Source organism: Streptomyces sp. NPDC034099, assembly GCF_055575415.1.
Map to the genome: position 1 here is coordinate 322,713 of NZ_JBVISR010000007.1, position 17,047 is coordinate 339,759.

The following is a 17,047-nucleotide window of genomic DNA, read 5'->3' on the forward strand; positions in this document are numbered from 1 at the left end:
AAGTCGTCGTACGGAAGTCGGTGCCACGACGGCGGTCTTCGCAGTCCGGCCGCGGCAGGTGCTCGGCGCGGAAACTGGTGTCACATCCGTCCCTCGCCGAACTTGCGCCTCACAATGGACTAGACCAGGACGGGGTGTCAACACCCCGCCCGACTAGGTGAGTTGTTACTTCCCAGTTCAGCGAGGGCGCCCTTGACACGTCTGGTTAACCTGAACGCGCACCCGCTTGGTCTATACCAAGAAACCATCCGAAAGGCGCGGCCGATGTCCTCAAGCAAGCACAGCAGCGCGTTGCACCGGCTCGCACTCTCCGTTCTGCAGCCGGGTTTCGTGGGCACCGAGGCCCCCGACTGGATCCTGCGCGACATCGGCGACGGACTGGCCTCCGTCGTGCTCTTCTCCCGCAACATCGTCTCCACCGAGCAGGTCGCCCGGCTGACCGCGCGACTGCGCGCCGAGAACCCCGACCTGATCGTCGCGATCGACGAGGAGGCGGGCGACGTCACCCGCATCGAGTCCGCCACCGGGTCGACCCGGCCGGGCAACTTCGCCCTGGGCACCGTCGACGACGCGGAGCTGACCGAGGCCGTCGCCGCCGACCTCGGCCGGCAGCTGCGCACCGCCGGGGTGAGCCTCGACTACGCGCCGAGCGCGGACGTCAACTCCAACCCGGACAACCCGATCATCGGCGTGCGCTCCTTCGGCTCGGACCCCGAGGTGGTCTCGCGCCACACCACCGCGTGGATCCGCGGCCTCCAGTCGTCAGGCGTCGCCGCCTGCGCCAAGCACTTCCCCGGCCACGGGGACGTCGCCGTCGACTCCCACCACGACCTGCCCGCGTACCCGGCCGGGCGCGACGAGATCGCCGCCCAGGCGCTGCCCCCGTTCCGGGCCGCCGTCGCGGCCGGTGTGCGCGCGGTCATGAGCGGCCACCTGCTGGTGCCCGCCTACGATCCCGACCTGCCGGCCACGCTGAGCCGGCGCATCCTGCACGGCCTGCTCCGCGAGGAGCTGGGCTTCGACGGCCTGGTCGTCAGCGACGCCATCGAGATGGGCGCCGTCACCCGCCGGCACGGCATCGACGGCGCCACCGTGAAGGCGGTCGCCGCCGGGGTGGACGCCGTCTGCGTGGGCGGCGAGAGCGCCGAGGAAGCCACCGTCGCGCTGCTGGTCAAGGCGCTCACCGCCGCGGTGACCGGCGGGGAGCTGCCCGAGGAGCGGCTGGCCGAGGCGGCGGGCCGGGTACGGGAGTTCGCCCGCTGGTCGGCCGGGCTGCGGACGGCCGGGGCCGCGGGGGACGCGGCCGGGGACGGCATCGGGCATGTCGCCGCGCGCCGGGCCGTGCGGCTCACCGGCGCCGCGCGGGCCGCGCTGCCGCTGACCGCCGCGCCGCACGTGGTCGAACTGGCCCCGGTGACCAACATGGCCATCGGCAAGGAGACCCCGTGGGGCGTGGCGGGACCGCTGCGGGAGCGGCTGCCCGGTACGACCTCCGTACGGGTGCGCGGGCAGGAACTGGAGGAGGGGACGGTGGCGCTGGAGAGCTGCGCCCTCGAACCGGCCGTGGGGCGCCCGTTGGTGATCGTGGCCCGCGACGCCGCCCGGCACACCTGGATGAGCCGCGCCGTGACCGGCCTGACCGCCGCCCGTCCGGACGCGATCGTGGTGGAGATGGGCCTGCCGGGCACCACCACCGTCGCGGCGGCCCAGATCTTCACCCACGGCGCGAGCGCGGCCTCCGGGGTGGCCGCGGCGGAGGTCCTGACGGCCGCGTCGGCGCTCTGAGCCGGACCTCCGTGACGGGAGTGCGTCAGCCCGCGGTCCGGGTGTGGACGTACTCCACGAGGCGGGTCAGCGCGTCGGGGTCGGTGGTCGGCAGGACGCCGTGACCGAGGTTGAAGACGTGGCCCTCCAGGCCCGCCGCCGCGTCCAGGATCTCGCGGGTCTTGGTCTCGACCGCCTCCCGGCCGGCGAAGAGGACCGCCGGGTCCAGGTTGCCCTGGAGCGCCTTGCCGGGGCCGACGCGGCGGGCCGCCTCGTCCAGCGGGACGCGCCAGTCGACGCCGACGACGTCCGCGCCGGCCTCGCCGAGCAGGCCGAGCAGCTCGCCGGTGCCGACGCCGAAGTGGATGCGCGGCACGCCGTACCCGGAAACGGCCTCGAAGACCTTGCGGGAGGCGGGCAGCACCGAGCGGCGGTAGTCCGCGGGGGACAGCGCGCCGACCCAGGAGTCGAAGAGCTGGACGGCGCTCGCGCCCGCGTCGATCTGCACCTTGAGGAAGGCGGCCGTGATGCCGGCGAGGCGGTCCAGGAGGTCGGCCCACAGCTGCGGGTCGCCGTACATGAGGGCCTTGGTGTGCTCGTGGTTGCGGGACGGGCCGCCCTCCACGAGGTAGCTGGCGAGGGTGAAGGGCGCGCCCGCGAAACCGATCAGCGGGGTGGCGCCGAGCTCGCGGGTGAGCAGGCCGAAGGCCTCGGTGACGTAGGTGACGTCCTCGGGGGTGAGGTCGCGCAGCTGTGCCAGGTCCGCGCGGGTGCGGATCGGGTTCGCGATGACCGGGCCGACACCTGGCTTGATGTCGAGGTCGATCCCGATGGCCTTGAGCGGGACCACGATGTCGCTGAAGTAGATCGCCGCGTCCACACCGTGCCGGCGCACCGGCTGGAGGGTGATCTCGGCGACGAGTTCCGGCCGCATGCAGGACTCGAGCATCGGGATGCCCTCGCGCGCCTTCAGGTACTCCGGCAGTGAGCGCCCGGCCTGCCGCATGAACCACACGGGGGTGTGCGGCACCGGCTCACGCCTGCACGCCTTGAGGAACGCGGAGTCGTACGTGGCGGTCGGCTGCTGGCCCGCGGGGCTCTGGTTGGCACTCACACCGGCAAGTCTCGCATGTCCCCCGGACGGCACCGGACCACGGGTGGGCGGCTCACGGAGCCGGTCCGGGCACCCCGCGGAGCACGGGAGGGGCGGCTCCCGCGCGCCCCCGCCGGGCCGCGTGATCCGGACATCGCGCCCGCACGCGGGTGTCCCTCCCTGCGCCGGGCCGCCGTTCCGCTTAATGTTCCCCGCATGGCTGCGGCTCAGGGACGACTGTCGGACGGCGCTGGCGGAATGGACGACGCGAAGGGGACCGAGGAAGAGGCCCGGCACAAGGGGAGTCACAACGGGAGTACGGCACCGCCGGCCTTCACGGCCGCCGTGGAGGCGCTGCGCGCCGCGCGGCTGCGGCCGCAGATCGAGGTGGAGGCGACCCGCGCACCGCAGCGGCTCGCCCCGCACGCCTACGCGTTGGAGGCCGCGGTCGTCGACGGCGACGAGGACCTCGCGGACGGGCGGCTGGTGCTGCTGCACGACCCGGCCGGGCACGACGCCTGGCACGGGACCTTCCGCCTGGTGACGCTGGTCCGGGCCGAGCTGGAACCGGAGATGGCGGCGGATCCGCTGCTGCCGGACGTGTGCTGGTCCTGGCTGACCGGCGCACTCCAGGCGCGCGGGCTGGCGTACGGCGAGCCCAGCGGCACCGTCACGCGTGCGAGTTCGCACTACTTCGGAGGACTCTCGGCGCGCCCGTCCGCCTCGCAGATCGAGATCCGGGCGTCCTGGACGCCGCGCGAGGGACTGGGCGGCGTCCCGGACACCGCGGCGCACCTGACCTCGTGGTGCGATCTGCTGGCCCAGGTCGCGGGCCTGCCGCCGGCGGCGCCCGGCGACGCCTCGATCGTGACGCTGCCGCAGCGGCGCGGCCCGCAGTCGCGCTGACGCCGCCGACCGCCGTTCATCATTCCGGGCGAAGGGGCCCGTACGCCTGGAGGAGGTTCCGTCACTTTGTCGACACGGCCACTTTCGGGCTCGTATCGACAAAGTGCGAAACCGTTCGATCTTCGAATGATCGACAGTGTGTCCGAATTGCTCGGATTGTTACTCACCAGATCGTGATCATTCTCTAAAGGCGGACGCGTTCGGTGCCGAAGACGACTGTGACCTTGAAAGCACGGTTCGTCCCGGCTTCACCCCCATGAGCCGGCCCCGTCCCCGCACCCCAGGAGGCCTGGTGTCCGTTCTCCTCGAGCAGCCTGCAAGCCTGGTCGCCTACCGCCCGAACAAGCCGACCGCCATGGTGGTCGTGGCCGATCAGCGCGTCCGTTCCACCGTCACCCGCCACCTGTGGGCGCTCGGTGTGCGCGACGTCATCGAGGCCTCGTCCGTCGCGGAGGCTCGTCCCCGCATCGGCAACCCCCGCGACATCTGCGTCGCCGAAGTCCACCTCCCCGACGGCTCCGGCCTGACCCTGCTGTCGGAGACCCGCGCCGCGGGCTGGCCGAACGGGCTCGCCCTGTCCGCCGCCGACGACATCGGCGCCGTCCGCAACGCCCTCGCCGGCGGCGTCAAGGGCTACGTCGTCACCGGCACCCGCACCAACGTCGGGCTCCCCACCCGGCCCGGCGCCGCCCCCATCGGCGCCGCCGCCGCCCGCCTGCACCGCCGCCCCCCGGGCGCCCCGAGCCACCCGGGCGGCTACCGCGAGCTCTCCGGCCGCGAGGTGGAGGTGCTGCGGCTGGTCGCGGAGGGCCAGTCGAACAAGGCGATCGGCGTCTCGATGGGCCTGTCCGCCCTGACCGTCAAGAGCCACCTGGCCCGCATCGCCCGCAAGCTCGGCACGGGCGACCGCGCCGGGATGGTCGCGGTCGCCCTGCGCACGGGCATCATCCACTGACACCCACCACCCCGCTCCCGACGCTTCACCCGCTCCCCCACGCTCCCTGTTCCCCCTCCCCACCCACGCCCCGCGCAGCGGATCTTTCACCGACCTGACTGGTTTACGACCCCCCGGAGCCCGCCGACGGAACGTTCCGTCGGCGGGCTCGGTCGATCCACCGATACCCTTGACAGGTGACCGACGCCCACGAAACCGCAGCAGACCGTCCACTGCGAACCACCGGAGGCGCCCCTCCGGACGACGCCGGATCTTCTGTGAGTCAGGCGCCGATCCCCTTGCTCGAACCACGCGAGGGCATTCCGCCGGTGATCGCCGACGCGGACGCCCTCGCCGAGGTGACCGCCGCCTTCGCCGCCGGGAGCGGCCCCGTCGCCGTCGACGCCGAGCGCGCCTCCGGGTACCGCTACGGCCAGCGCGCGTACCTGGTGCAGCTGCGCCGCGCGGGCGCGGGCACGGCGCTGATCGACCCGGTGGCCTGTCCCGACCTCTCCGGTCTCGGCGCGGCGATCGCCGACGCGGAGTGGGTGCTGCACGCGGCCACCCAGGACCTGCCGTGCCTGCGGGAAATAGGGATGGTGCCCACCCGCATCTTCGACACCGAGCTGGCCGGGCGGCTCGCCGGGTTCCCGCGCGTGGGCCTGGGCGCGATGGTGGAGAACGTCCTGGGCTTCGTCCTGGAGAAGGGCCACTCGGCCGTCGACTGGTCGACGCGCCCGCTGCCCGAGCCCTGGCTGCGCTACGCCGCGCTCGACGTGGAGCTGCTGGTCGACCTGCGGGACGCCCTGGAGAAGGAGCTGGACCGCCAGGGCAAGCTGGAGTGGGCCCGCCAGGAGTTCCACGCGATCGCGTCGGCCCCGCCGCCCGAGCCGCGCAAGGACCCGTGGCGCCGTACGTCCGGCATGCACAAGGTGCGCCGGCGCCGTCAGCTCGCCGTGGTGCGAGAGCTGTGGCAGGCCCGGGACCGGATCGCGCAGCGCCGGGACGTCTCCCCCGGCAAGGTCCTCGGGGACGCGGCCATCGTCGAGGCCGCGCTCGCGCTGCCGCCCAACGCGCACGCGCTGGCCGCGCTGAACGGGTTCGGGCGGGTGAACCGCAGGCAGCTGGAGCAGTGGCAGGTGTCGGTCGACCGGGCCAGGGCGCTGTCCGAGTCGCAGCTGCCGCAGCCCGGCCAGCCGGTGACCGGCCCTCCGCCGCCGCGGGCCTGGGCCGACAAGGACCCGGCCGCAGCGGCCCGGCTGACCGCGGCGCGCGCGGCGGTGACGGCGCTGGCCGAGCGCCTCGGTATGCCCCAGGAGAACCTGATCACGCCGGACACGGTGCGCCGGGTCTGCTGGGAACCGCCCGCGACGGTCGACGCCGAGTCGGTGGGCACGGCCCTCGCGGGACACGGGGCCCGGCCCTGGCAGGTGGAGCAGGTGACACCGGTGCTGGTGGCGGCGCTGAGCCAGGACGCGTCGTAGCGGGACGCGTCGTAGCGGGACGCGTCGTAGCGGGAGCGGCGGATTCCGGCCAAGGTCCGGGTGCCGCTCCCGGAGCGGGCGCCCGGGTGATCGGTCCTCCGGTGGCGTGACGAGCGGTGTGACCTTCGCCGCTCCCGCCGGGGGGACTGGGCAGCTACGTTACTCATAAGTAGCATGGGGACTGAGCGCGCGCTCAGTGCATGCGTGCCGCAGCAGTGCCATCCCGCACCCTGGAGGAGAGCCATCGTGCCTCGTACCGTCAGGGACGTCGTCTTCGTCGACGGCGTCCGCACCCCGTTCGGCAAGGCGGGCCCGAAGGGCATCTACCACGAGACCCGCGCCGACGACCTGGTCGTGAAGGCGATCCGGGAGCTGCTGCGCCGCAACCCCGGTCTCGACCCCAAGAAGATCGACGAGGTCGCCGTCGCCGCGACCACGCAGATCGGTGACCAGGGCCTGACCATCGGCCGCACCGCCGGCATCCTGGCGGGCCTGCCCACCTCGGTCCCCGGCTACTCCATCGACCGCATGTGCGCGGGCGCCCTGACCGCCGTCACCACCGTGGCCGGCTCCGTCGCCTTCGGCGCGTACGACGTCGCCATCGCGGGCGGCGTCGAGCACATGGGCCGCCACCCGATGGGCGAGGGCGTGGACCCGAACCCGCGGTTCGTCAGCGAGAAGCTGGTCGACGAGTCCGCCCTGTTCATGGGCATGACCGCGGAGAACCTGCACGACCGCTACCCGAGCATCACCAAGCAGCGCGCCGACGAGTACGCCGTGCGCTCGCAGGAGAAGGCCGCCAAGGCCTACGCCAACGGCCAGATCCAGGCCGACCTGGTGCCGATCTCGGTGCGCCGCACCAACGAGGAAGCCGGTGAGACGGGCTGGGGCCTGGTCACCGCCGACGAGCCGATGCGTCCCGGCACCACGCTGGAGAACCTGGCGGGCCTGAAGACGCCGTTCCGCGTGCACGGCCGGGTCACCGCGGGCAACGCGGCCGGTCTGAACGACGGTGCGACCGCCTCCCTCATCGCGAGCGAGAACTTCGCCCGTGAGAACGGCCTGCCGGTCAAGATGCGCCTGGTCGCGTACTCCTTCGCGGGCGTCGAGCCGGAGGTCATGGGCTACGGCCCCATCCCGGCGACGGAGAAGGCCCTGGCCCAGGCCGGTCTGTCCATCGACGACATCGGCCTGTTCGAGATCAACGAGGCCTTCGCCGTCCAGGTCCTCGCCTTCCTGGAGCACTACGGCATCGCCGACGACGACGCGCGCGTCAACCAGTACGGCGGCGCCATCGCCTTCGGTCACCCGCTGGCCTCGTCAGGCGTCCGCCTGATGACGCAGCTGGCCCGCCAGTTCGAGGAACAGCCGAACGTCCGCTACGGCCTGACCACCATGTGCGTCGGCTTCGGCATGGGCGCGACGGTCATCTGGGAGAACCCGCACTTCGAGGGGGACAAGTGAGCACCACCGCAGAGCTGCTGAAGGGTGCGGCCGAGCTGTTCCCCGGCGAGGTCGTCACGCAGGCGCACGTACGCCACTTCGACCTGCCCCTGGGCGCTGGGCGCTTCGCCCTCATCACCCTGGACAACGGCCACGACCACACCAAGCCGACCACGCTCGGCCCGCAGTCGCTGGCGAACATCGACGCCGCCCTCGACCAGGTCGAGAAGGAGGCCGCGGACGGCGACATCGTCGGCGTCGGCGTCACCGGCAAGCCGTTCATCTTCGCGGTCGGCGCCGACCTCAAGGGCGTCGAGCTGCTGAAGCGGCACGAGGACGCGCTGGCCATCGGCAAGGGCGGCCACGACGTCCTCAAGCGCCTGGCGAACCTGGCGGTGCCGTCGTTCGCGTACTACAACGGCGCGGCCATGGGCGGCGGTGTGGAGATCGGCCTGCACTGCACCTACCGCACGGTGTCGGCGGCCCTCCCGGCCTTCTCCCTCCCCGAGGTCTTCCTCGGCCTGGTGCCCGGCTGGGGCGGCTGCACGCTGCTGCCGAACCTGATCGGCGCCGACAAGGCCGTCTCGGTGATCATCGAGAACAGCCTCAACCAGAACAAGCAGCTCAAGGGCGAGCAGGTCTACGAACTCGGCATCGCGGACGCGATCTTCGAGGGCGCGGACTTCCTGGAGCAGTCGCTGATCTGGACGGCGTCCGTCCTCAAGGGCGAACTCGCCGTCGAGCGTCCGGCGATCGACCGCGGCGAGGCCTGGGACCAGGCCGTCGCCAAGGGCCGCTTCATCGCGGACTCCAAGGTGCACGGCGCGGCCCCGGCCGCCTACCGCGCCCTGGACATCATCGCCGCCGCCAAGAACGGTGACCTCCAGCAGGGCTACGACGCCGAGGACCAGGCCCTCGCCGACCTCATCATGGGCGGCGAACTGCGCTCCGGCATCTACGCCTTCAACCTGGTCCAGAAGCGCGGCAAGCGCCCGGCGGGTGCGCCCGACAAGTCGCTGGCCCGCCCGGTCACCAAGGTGGGCGTCGTCGGCGCCGGCCTGATGGCCTCCCAGCTCGCGCTGCTCTTCCTGCGCCGCCTGGAGGTCCCGGTCGTCCTGACCGACATCGACCAGGAGCGCGTCGACAAGGGTGTGGGCTACGTCCATGCCGAGATCGACAAGCTGCTCGGCAAGGGCCGCGTCAACCAGGACAAGGCCAACCGCCTCAAGGCCCTGGTGACCGGCGTCCTGGACAAGGCCGAGGGCTTCGCGGACGCGGACTTCGTGATCGAGGCCGTCTTCGAGGAGATGGGCGTCAAGCAGAAGGTCTTCGCGGAGGTCGAGGCGGTCGCCCCGGCGCACGCGATCCTGGCCACGAACACCTCCTCCCTCTCCGTCTCGGAGATGGCGTCGAAGCTCAAGCACCCCGAGCGGGTCGTCGGCTTCCACTTCTTCAACCCGGTCGCGATCCTCCCCCTGCTGGAGATCGTCCGCGGCGAGCAGACCGACGAGGCCTCGCTGGCCACGGCGTTCGGCGTCGCCAAGAAGCTGAAGAAGACCGCGGTCCTGGTCAAGGACGCCCCGGCGTTCGTGGTCAACCGGATCCTGACCCGCTTCATGGGCGAGATCCAGAACGTCATCGACGAGGGCACCCCGGTGCCGGTGGCGGAGAAGGCGGTGGAGCCCCTCGGCCTGCCGATGTCCCCGCTGGTCCTCCTGGAGCTGGTCGGCCCCGCGATCGGCCTGCACGTCTCGGAGACCCTCAACCGGGCCTTCCCCGAGCGCTTCACGGTCTCCCCGAACCTGAAGGCGGTCGTCGAGGCGGGCAAGCGCGGCTTCTACGTCTATGACAGCGGCAAGCCCGAGCTGGACCCGGAGGTCGCCGCACTGCTGAAGCAGGGCGACACCGTCCTGACGGAGGAGCAGGTCCGCGCCCGCGTCCTGGACGCGGTGGCCCAGGAGATCGGCCTGATGCTCGACGAGGGCGTCGTCGCCGAGGCCCAGGACATCGACCTCTGCCTGATCACCGGCGCCGGCTGGCCCTTCCACCTGGGCGGCATCACGCCGTACCTGGACCGCGAGGGCGTCTCGGAGCGGGTGAACGGGAAGCGGTTCCTGGAGGCGGGGGTGGCGTCGGTTCCGGCGTAGCCGCGGAGCGACGGGGATCCTGAGGGGCCTGGGCGGCGCGAACGCGCCGCCCAGGCCCCTTTTCAGCCGACCGCCGTCGCGTGCGTCAGTGTGGCTAGGGACGGTAGTACCCGGCGGCAGCCGAGGCGGTGAGCACGGCGAACTGCGCCGGAGCCGGTGATCCCTCGACGCCGTTCCCGTCGACCGGGCGTACCTCGACCGCGTGCATGCCCTCCGCCCAGGGCCAGCCCGAGTCCCAGGCCCAGCCGCCGTCGGAGCCGACCGCCGCCGCGCCCAGCAGGACGCCGTTCTCCCAGAAGCGGACCTCTACGGCACCCTCGGCGAACCCTCGGAAGGCGACCGCCGGACCCACCTGCTGCAACGCCTCGGGCGCCGAGACGACCACCCGCGGCACCTGGCCGCCCTGCGGCGTCTGCCCCGCAGGCCCCGGAGCGGGCACCGCCGCCGCGCCTTCCACCGCCGTGAAGTGAACTTCCGTCCGCTCGGTCTGGAATCCCGCGGCGTGCACCCCGAAGATGCGGACCAGGTGCTTGCCCTGCGACCAGGCCCGGCCCAGTTCCCACGACCAGGTGCCGTCCGCCGCGACGTTCGTCTGCCCGAGGAACCGCCCGTGCTCCCACACACTGACCCGTTCCGCTCCCTGCGCGGTACCCGTGAAGCGCGGCCCGGAGCGGGGGACCTGGGAGTGCTGCGCCGGGCCGGTGACCAGCGGCGGCGGGAAGACGTCGGCGCTCTTCACCACGGACGTGGCGGCAAGGTAGGCATCGATGCCCGACCGGTCGCGGTCGGGTTGCTCGTAACCGTTGCGCACCATGCCCAGGCGCGGTGCGATGCCGTCCGCCAGCATGTTCACCAGCCCCATGAGGAAGGGCACGTTGCGCCTGGTGACCTGCGAGTGTTCCGTGATGTAGGGCGAATCGCTGAAGACGAAGTTGAAGTTCTCGTAGCGCTGGAAAAGCCCGAGGAACGGTTCCACCTGCTCGGGGTACTGCTCGTCCTGCGGCGACGACAGCAGATAGATGTTCGCGGTCCGGTTGACCTCCGACCGGACGAGGTCGGGAATGACCGCGTCGACGGCCCGCACGTTCTGCTCGGGCACGCCCTCCCCCAACATGAACGTGGCCACCTTGGGATGCACCTTCTGGACGTAGGTGCCGATCAGGAACTGGGGAACGAGCGAGACGATGTTCCGGAAGCCGTAGCGCAGACCGAAGTACAGGGCAGCGCTGCCGCCCTTCGAGCCGCCCCACATGGTGACGTCGTCACGCGTGAGGCCCAGGGCCTCCATCACCCTGAAGATGAGGCCCGCGACGGAGTTCTCCAACGAGAAGTCCATCCCCTTGCACAGGTAGTACGAGTTGTGGCCGTCGAACCTGTCCTTGATCCAGAGCACGTTCGCCCTGACGGGGTCGAACACACCGTTCGACCACCCGTAGTCCTCCGGCACCGCGAAGTTGGCGAAGACGACCACCAAGTGGCGGTTGCCGCCCTTGGCATGGGCGAAGCGGTACTGAACGGGAAACGTCCCCGAAGCATCGACGCCCTGGATCAGTTCCCGCCCCTTCTTTGCTGGGCTGGGCATTGCGGTCTCCACTTCCTGTACTTCCATCTGAATGCCGGCTCCGAAGCACCGGCCCACGGGAACCGGCCTCGGGGAGGTCAGAGCCCGTACGTCACGGCCCCGGCCTGGGCACGCACGACCGTGAAGGGCACCGGTACGGGCGCGGACTCCTGTCCGACCGCGTCAACGGCGAAGATCTCTACGACGTGCGCTCCCTCGGGCCAGGCCCCACCGGCGTCCCACAGCCAGGTGCCGTCGGCAGCCACCGGGCACGTCCCCAGGGCGTAGCCGCCTTCACGCAGGCCCACGCTCACCGCACCTGCGGCGAGTCCGGCGAACCGGACCGTCTCGGGCAGTCGCTGGTGCGCCTCCGGCATCCGCACCACGGACGAGTCCGATCACCGACTTCTCGACGGAGAATTCCATGCCCGCGCAGAGGTAATAGGTGTTGCCGCCGTCGAACGAGAGGTTGGCGAACACCACCGTGAGGTGCCGATTGCCGCCCTTGGAGTGGGCGAACCGGTACTCGACGGGAACGGGACCGGAGGCGTCTATCCCCTTGAGTACGGCGCGCCCCTTCTTCGCGGATTCAGCCATGGTGCGCGTCCCGTTTCCTGAAGTTCACTACGAGGGGTGCCGCCAGGACCGCGCCGCGACGAGTGACGGATGCCGGCGGACCGTGCAGTCCGCCGCTTTGGCAAACGATCACCTCACCAGGCATGATGCCCGGATGATTCCGGCAGACCGGCCACCGGCGAGGCGCGGCCTCCGGCGACGCGGACTCATCGGCGCGATCACGGCGTTGGTACTGGCGCTCGTCGTCACGGTGCCGGTGGTGCGCTCCGCGACGAGTCCGGCCCCGGCTCACGGGGCAGGCGGCACACTGACCGTGGCCACCTGGAACATGTGCGGCGTAAGGCAGTGGAACTGCTCGGAAACCGGCAGCCCGGCCGCCAAGGAGTCCGCGCTGCGGCGACTGGTCACGGCCGACGGGGCCCGTGTCCTGCTGCTGCAGGAGACATGCTCCGGGGATCTCGAACGCGCGCGGCGGAGTCTCGGCTCCTCCTGGCATCTCGCGTTCCGGCCCTACGCCTCCCGCGACCGGGCGGGAAGGACCGCTCCGGTGCGGTGCACGGGAAACAGCCGCGGGTCCGCGGGATTCGCGGTTCTGTCGGCCCACCCCCTGACCTCGGTCAGAGCGGTACCTTCCCCGCAGCCCGTCGCCGGACTGCGGCGCGGAATCCTCTGCGCCACGGTCGCCGGCCCGGACATACGGGTGTGCGTCGCCCATCTCACGCTGCCGGACGGTGACCCGGCGCACCCCTCCTGGGAGTACCGCGACGACCAGTTGAAGGCCCTCGTGGCGGCGGTTCCGAAGCAACGGACCGTTTTCGGCGGGGACTTCAACCTGGCTCCGCCGGGCGCACGCAACCCTGCGGCCTGGGTGTGGCCGAGCGCCGCCTACCACGCCTACCGGGAGTGCGACCAGAACTCCCCGTCGTCGTACCCGGCACGGCCCACCCACGCCTCGGGCCACAAACTGGACTACCTGTTCACCGGGCTGCCGAGAATCTCCTGCACGGTACGGAACACCGGTACGTCCGACCACCGGGCACTCCTGCTCGAGGTGCGCACCGGCTGACCCGCCGGCCGGGCGGAACCCCGGTGGCGAGTACCCGGGCGGGCCCGCCTGGACCGGAGCCGAAGCCATCACACGATCACGCCTTCGTACGTCCGGCCCTCCGGCGGCGAGACCGGCCGGGGGCGCCCCTGCTGTGCCACCGGCTGCCGGGGGACGGAACCCAGCGGAACGCCTTGCGGCAACTGCCGCTGGGGCGCGGCCTGCCCCAAAGCCCTGCGCTGCACCGGGTGTCCCGGGCCGGCCCCCTGGTGTCCCGTGCCCTGCGGTCCGGCGTCCTGCCGGTACGCCCCGGTCATGGCCGGGGGGCTGGCGTGCCACTGCCCGTTGTCCGTGAGGGGCGTCATCGGGCGTGCGGAGCGCCGTGTGTCCACGGTGCCGACACGGGGCGCCCGCGCGTCCTCCGGCGTCAGGTCACCGCCCGCCAGCAGCATCCGGTCGGCGAGCCGCGCGGCGGCGTAGCCGTCGTCGAGGTCGCAGAACTCGTTCTGGAACCACCGGTAACGCTCGGCATAGGCCGACTGGATCCGGTCGATGTGACGGATCGCGGTGATCAGTTTCTCGGAGGTGTCCACCAGCGGTCCCGGCGCGCTGTTCGCGAAGTCGAAGTAGAAGCCGCGCAGGGTGTCCCGGTAGTGATCCAGGTCGTAGGTGAAGAAGAGAATCGGACGCCCGGTGTTGACGTAGTCGAACATCAAGGACGAGTAGTCCGTGATCATCACATCGGTGATCAGGGACAGGTCGGCCATGTCCGGATAGTCGGAGACGTCGAAGACGAAGCCGTCTCCGGCGCCCGGCACCGGGTCCACCACGTTGGGGTGGCGGCGGACCATGAGGACGTGATCGGCGCCGAGGCGGGCACGGGCGTCCTCGAGGTCGATGCGGAAGTCGAGTTTGTACTTGCCGGGCGCGTAGAACTGGTCGTCACGCCATGTGGGGGCGTACATGACGACGCGCTTGCCCTCGGGCAGACCGATGCGGCGCCGGATCTCCCGCTCGCGGTCCGCCGTGCCGGATCTTCGGAGGATGTCGTTGCGCGGATAGCCGCTCTCCACCATCTCCCCGGGGAAGCCGAAGGCACGCTTGAGGATGGGTGTGGAGAAGCTGTTGGGCGAGACCAGGAAGTCCCAGTTCTGGACCTCCTTCTCGACCCGCTCCAGGTAGCGCTGGTCGGCGAAGTGGATGGCCTCGATGTCGTGGCCGATCTTCTTCAGCGGGGTGCCGTGCCAGGTCTGCACGACGATCTGCCCGTCGCGCTTGACGAACCAGTCGGGCAGGTGGTTGTTGGCGACGACGTACGCGCTGGTGGCGAGCGCCTCGTACCACTCGGGCGACCACATGCGGACCGGGGTCGCCGTGGGGGGCACCTGGACCTGGTCGTCGCGGACCACCCACAGGTGATCGAGGGGGACGCGCCGTCGTACCAGTTCCTCGTGCAGAGCGCGGGGGCTGTCGGAGTACTGGGTGCCCTTGAAGGCGTCGTAGAGGATCGCGGACCGCACCTGTGACTTGCGGGCCGCCGGATAGGCCTTGGTACGCAGCAGCTTCTGACGGTACGGCCCCCGGGCCTCGTCGGGCATGGCGGAGTGGACGAGCAGGGAGAGGCGGTCCCAGGCCTCCGCCTGGACCTCGTATCTGCGCTCGTTGTTCTCGTACTCGCGGGGGAATTCCCGGATGAGCCCCTGGTCGATCTTCACCATCAGGTCCTCGAGGCGGTCCTCTCTGGCGACGGCCGAGAGGTCCTGACGGCGGAGGAAGAAGTCCCAGCGGCCGGCGGCGAGGGGGATGTCACCGGCCAGGGTACGCATGGCGTCGGGGGCGAGGACGCAGCGGAACTCGGCTCCGTTCCACTGCAGCGGCACCGTGCGCTCCGCTCCGTGCGCACGCGAGCGGACCACGATGTGCGCCGCCCGGTATTCCTCGGCGGACAGCCGGTCGGCGGCGGCGTAGCGGCCGTGCAGCACCAGGGAACCGTCCTCCTGCCACACCAGAGCCGTCGCCATGGGCAGGGTCGCGCGCTCGAACAGCACGAGGTAGCCCGAGCCGTTGCGGTGGACGACGATCTCTCGGTCACCCTCCCGCGTCTGGAGACTCTGCGGCATGCGGTAGTGCCCGTCGGGGGTGTCCTCCGCCATGACCGGATACATGGTCATCTTGCGGCCCTCGACGTGGAAGGTGGTCTTCCAGCCGTTGCTGCCCATGCTCCAGGACTTCGGGATCTCCTGGCCCGCCTGTGCTCCCGCACGGAAGCCGGGTACCAGGGAACGCAGCGGGAGCCGGGCCGCGAAGGTGCACCAGCCCTCTCCGCCCGGGGTGAACCAGACTTTGCCCTCCGCCTGTCCGGACCCGCTCAGGCTGGCCACCCGCAGCTTGCCCCACTCGGGCACCTTGGGACCGAGGTAGACGCCGCGCAGCTCCAGGTGCTCACCGTTGAGGCGGTGGCCGGTGATCCGGCAACGCACTGTCTCCACCCGGACCTTGAGCTTGCCCTGCAAGAAGACGGGCAGGACCCGGGTGTTCTTGTCGACGTACCGGTAGGGCGGATTGGCGGCGGTGCCCGCGCCGCCCCGGTCGATGCCCCGGTAGCGGAACAGTCCTCGGCTGAGTACGCCGGTGGCGACGTCCCAGGTCCCTTCGACCCACTGGCCCTTCCGCTTGAGGCGGTTGATGTCGAAGCGGGCCTCGAACCCGGCCCAGTCGTAGCAGTAACGATTCTGGTTGGACCGCTCGGTGGCCTGCGGGGCGTAGGTGGTCTTCGCCGCGGCGACGACCATCCGCTTCTGCTTCTTGTTCCGCAGGGCCAGGGCCTTCACCGACATGTGCTTCTTGTGCACGTTGATGAAGCGGACGTACGCGGTGCCGGTCAGCCGGAGCTGGTCGCCGTCCCATGCCGCGTCGGAGAGCGAACCGTGCAGGGAGAGTTCCTTGTCGAGCCGGTAGGCCTTCTTGTCGAGTCCGAGGCTGCGGTCGCCCAGGTGGGGGTACTTGAGGTAGCGGTGGAATCGGCGCTGGACGGGCATCGGGCCGCCCTTGCGCTCGAACTCGATGACATCGAGGAGCTCGGGCAGCCGCCCCTCGTAGACCATGAGCCACTTCACCCGGGCGTCGGCGGGGAGTTCGTCGATGACGCTGATGTCGCACTCGTCGAGGAACTCGTTGGCCCACTGCATGAAGCAGTTCTGGTACTCCTCGTCGGCGTCCGGCAGCACCTTGAGGTGCAGCATGAGATCGGACTTGAGGCAGGCCAGGTCGTACTTCCGCTTGCTGTCGACGTACAGCTTGGAGCGCCGCTCGGCCAGGAAGCGGCTCACCGACTGCACGGCCGCCACCCGGTCCCGCAGGTTGGACAGTTCGGTGTGGCGCTGCGTGATGGAGGGCGCGGCGCCGCCCTCGCGCCGCCGCCAGAAGTAGACGATGTCCGTGATGACATCGACCTTCTCGGCGCGGAAGTGGGCGAACATGTTGACCCAGGAGTCCTCGTACATGACGCCCTCGGGGAACTCTATGTAGTGGTAGTCCCAGAAGGACCGCCGGAACAACTTGTTCCAGACGGTGCGGTCGTAGATCAGCGCCTCGAACCGGGTGATGTGGGTCCCGCGCCGGTTCTTCTGCATGGGGCCCTTGTGCAGGGGCGACTGCCACTTCTTGGTGGAGTTCATCATCTGCACGTTGCCGGAGACGAAGTCCGAGCCGGACTCCTCAAGGGTGCGGACCAGCAGTTCGTACGCGTACTCGGGAATGACGTCGTCGCCGTCGACGAAGGCCAGGAACTCGCCCTGGGGGTGCATGGCGCGCAGGCCGGTGTTGCGAGCGTGGCCGGGACCGTGCGACCCCTGGCGGACGAGGCGGAAGCGTGGGTCCGCGGCGCAGAAGTCGGCCGCGATCCTGGTGGAGCTGTCGGTCGAGCCGTCGTCGACCAGGATGACCTCGAAGTCACGGAACGACTGGCGTGCGATCGACTCCAGGCACTCGGCGAGGTAGATCTCGACATCCTGAAAAGGGACGACAACGCTCAGACGCGGGTGATCCGCCAACTCTCGCTCCTACCAAGACATTTCGCCCCCCAAGAGCGCCAG

General features: G+C 70.9%; 11 protein-coding genes. 7 read left to right on the forward strand and 4 right to left on the reverse strand.

The window, feature by feature from the left end; translation table 11 throughout:
- Positions 1-264 precede the first annotated feature (264 nt).
- Positions 265-1,785: a glycoside hydrolase family 3 protein gene (locus tag ACZ56V_RS22160; RefSeq protein ID WP_468944541.1), complete on the forward strand. Its 1,521-nt coding sequence runs from the start codon at positions 265-267 to the stop codon at positions 1,783-1,785.
- 25 nt (positions 1,786-1,810) lie between these two features.
- Here ACZ56V_RS22160 and hemE read toward each other — a convergent pair whose 3' ends face one another.
- A complete protein-coding gene (hemE, locus tag ACZ56V_RS22165) occupies positions 1,811-2,878 on the reverse strand; it encodes a uroporphyrinogen decarboxylase (RefSeq protein WP_398913706.1) in 1,068 nt (355 codons plus the stop codon).
- Between the two features lie 195 nt (positions 2,879-3,073).
- Between hemE and ACZ56V_RS22170 the strand changes: the two genes are divergently transcribed.
- The 5 genes from ACZ56V_RS22170 (at position 3,074) to ACZ56V_RS22190 (ending at position 9,771) form a co-directional block, all read left to right on the forward strand.
- Positions 3,074-3,763 (forward strand): DUF3000 domain-containing protein, encoded by a 690-nt coding sequence (locus tag ACZ56V_RS22170; protein WP_398913708.1) that lies wholly within the window; start codon positions 3,074-3,076, stop codon positions 3,761-3,763.
- A 292-nt stretch (positions 3,764-4,055) separates the two neighbouring features.
- Positions 4,056-4,718, forward strand: a complete 663-nt coding sequence (locus ACZ56V_RS22175; RefSeq protein WP_059298226.1) for a helix-turn-helix transcriptional regulator — start codon at positions 4,056-4,058, stop codon at positions 4,716-4,718.
- A gap of 176 nt (positions 4,719-4,894) precedes the next feature.
- Positions 4,895-6,181, forward strand: coding sequence for an HRDC domain-containing protein (locus tag ACZ56V_RS22180; protein ID WP_467380793.1), 1,287 nt, complete (start codon positions 4,895-4,897; stop codon positions 6,179-6,181).
- Between the two features lie 246 nt (positions 6,182-6,427).
- Positions 6,428-7,645, forward strand: a complete 1,218-nt coding sequence (locus tag ACZ56V_RS22185; protein WP_468944547.1) for a thiolase family protein — start codon at positions 6,428-6,430, stop codon at positions 7,643-7,645.
- Positions 7,642-9,771: a 3-hydroxyacyl-CoA dehydrogenase NAD-binding domain-containing protein gene (locus tag ACZ56V_RS22190; RefSeq protein ID WP_398913712.1), complete on the forward strand. Its 2,130-nt coding sequence runs from the start codon at positions 7,642-7,644 to the stop codon at positions 9,769-9,771. The genes ACZ56V_RS22185 and ACZ56V_RS22190 overlap by 4 nt, the downstream gene beginning before the upstream one ends.
- Before the next feature lie 94 nt (positions 9,772-9,865).
- On the opposite strand, the gene ACZ56V_RS22195 is transcribed toward ACZ56V_RS22190, so the two are convergent.
- Positions 9,866-11,353, reverse strand: coding sequence for a hypothetical protein (locus ACZ56V_RS22195; RefSeq protein WP_398913714.1), 1,488 nt, complete (start codon positions 11,351-11,353; stop codon positions 9,866-9,868).
- Between the two features lie 77 nt (positions 11,354-11,430).
- On the reverse strand, positions 11,431-11,709 hold the full coding sequence (locus ACZ56V_RS22200; RefSeq protein WP_398913716.1) for a hypothetical protein: 279 nt from the start codon (positions 11,707-11,709) through the stop codon (positions 11,431-11,433).
- Positions 11,710-12,062: 353 nt separating this feature from the next.
- Here ACZ56V_RS22200 and ACZ56V_RS22205 point away from each other — a divergent pair, with 353 nt between their 5' ends.
- Entirely contained in the window at positions 12,063-12,974 is a 912-nt protein-coding gene (locus ACZ56V_RS22205; RefSeq protein WP_468944552.1) for an endonuclease/exonuclease/phosphatase family protein, read from the forward strand.
- A 68-nt stretch (positions 12,975-13,042) separates the two neighbouring features.
- On the opposite strand, the gene ACZ56V_RS22210 is transcribed toward ACZ56V_RS22205, so the two are convergent.
- Positions 13,043-17,005 (reverse strand): bifunctional glycosyltransferase/CDP-glycerol:glycerophosphate glycerophosphotransferase, encoded by a 3,963-nt coding sequence (locus tag ACZ56V_RS22210; protein WP_468944555.1) that lies wholly within the window; start codon positions 17,003-17,005, stop codon positions 13,043-13,045.
- Positions 17,006-17,047: the final 42 nt, after the last annotated feature.

What these genes read in the sequence shown, in the direction of transcription:
- ACZ56V_RS22160 (WP_468944541.1), top strand. Translation starts at nt 265, where the DNA reads ATGTCCTCAAGCAAGCACAGCAGCGCGTTGCACCGGCTCGCACTCTCC.
- ACZ56V_RS22170 (WP_398913708.1), top strand. Translation starts at nt 3,074, where the DNA reads ATGGCTGCGGCTCAGGGACGACTGTCGGACGGCGCTGGCGGAATGGAC.
- ACZ56V_RS22195 (WP_398913714.1), bottom strand. Translation starts at nt 11,353, where the DNA reads ATGCCCAGCCCAGCAAAGAAGGGGCGGGAACTGATCCAGGGCGTCGAT.
- ACZ56V_RS22200 (WP_398913716.1), bottom strand. Translation starts at nt 11,709, where the DNA reads ATGCCGGAGGCGCACCAGCGACTGCCCGAGACGGTCCGGTTCGCCGGA.
- ACZ56V_RS22205 (WP_468944552.1), top strand. Translation starts at nt 12,063, where the DNA reads ATGATTCCGGCAGACCGGCCACCGGCGAGGCGCGGCCTCCGGCGACGC.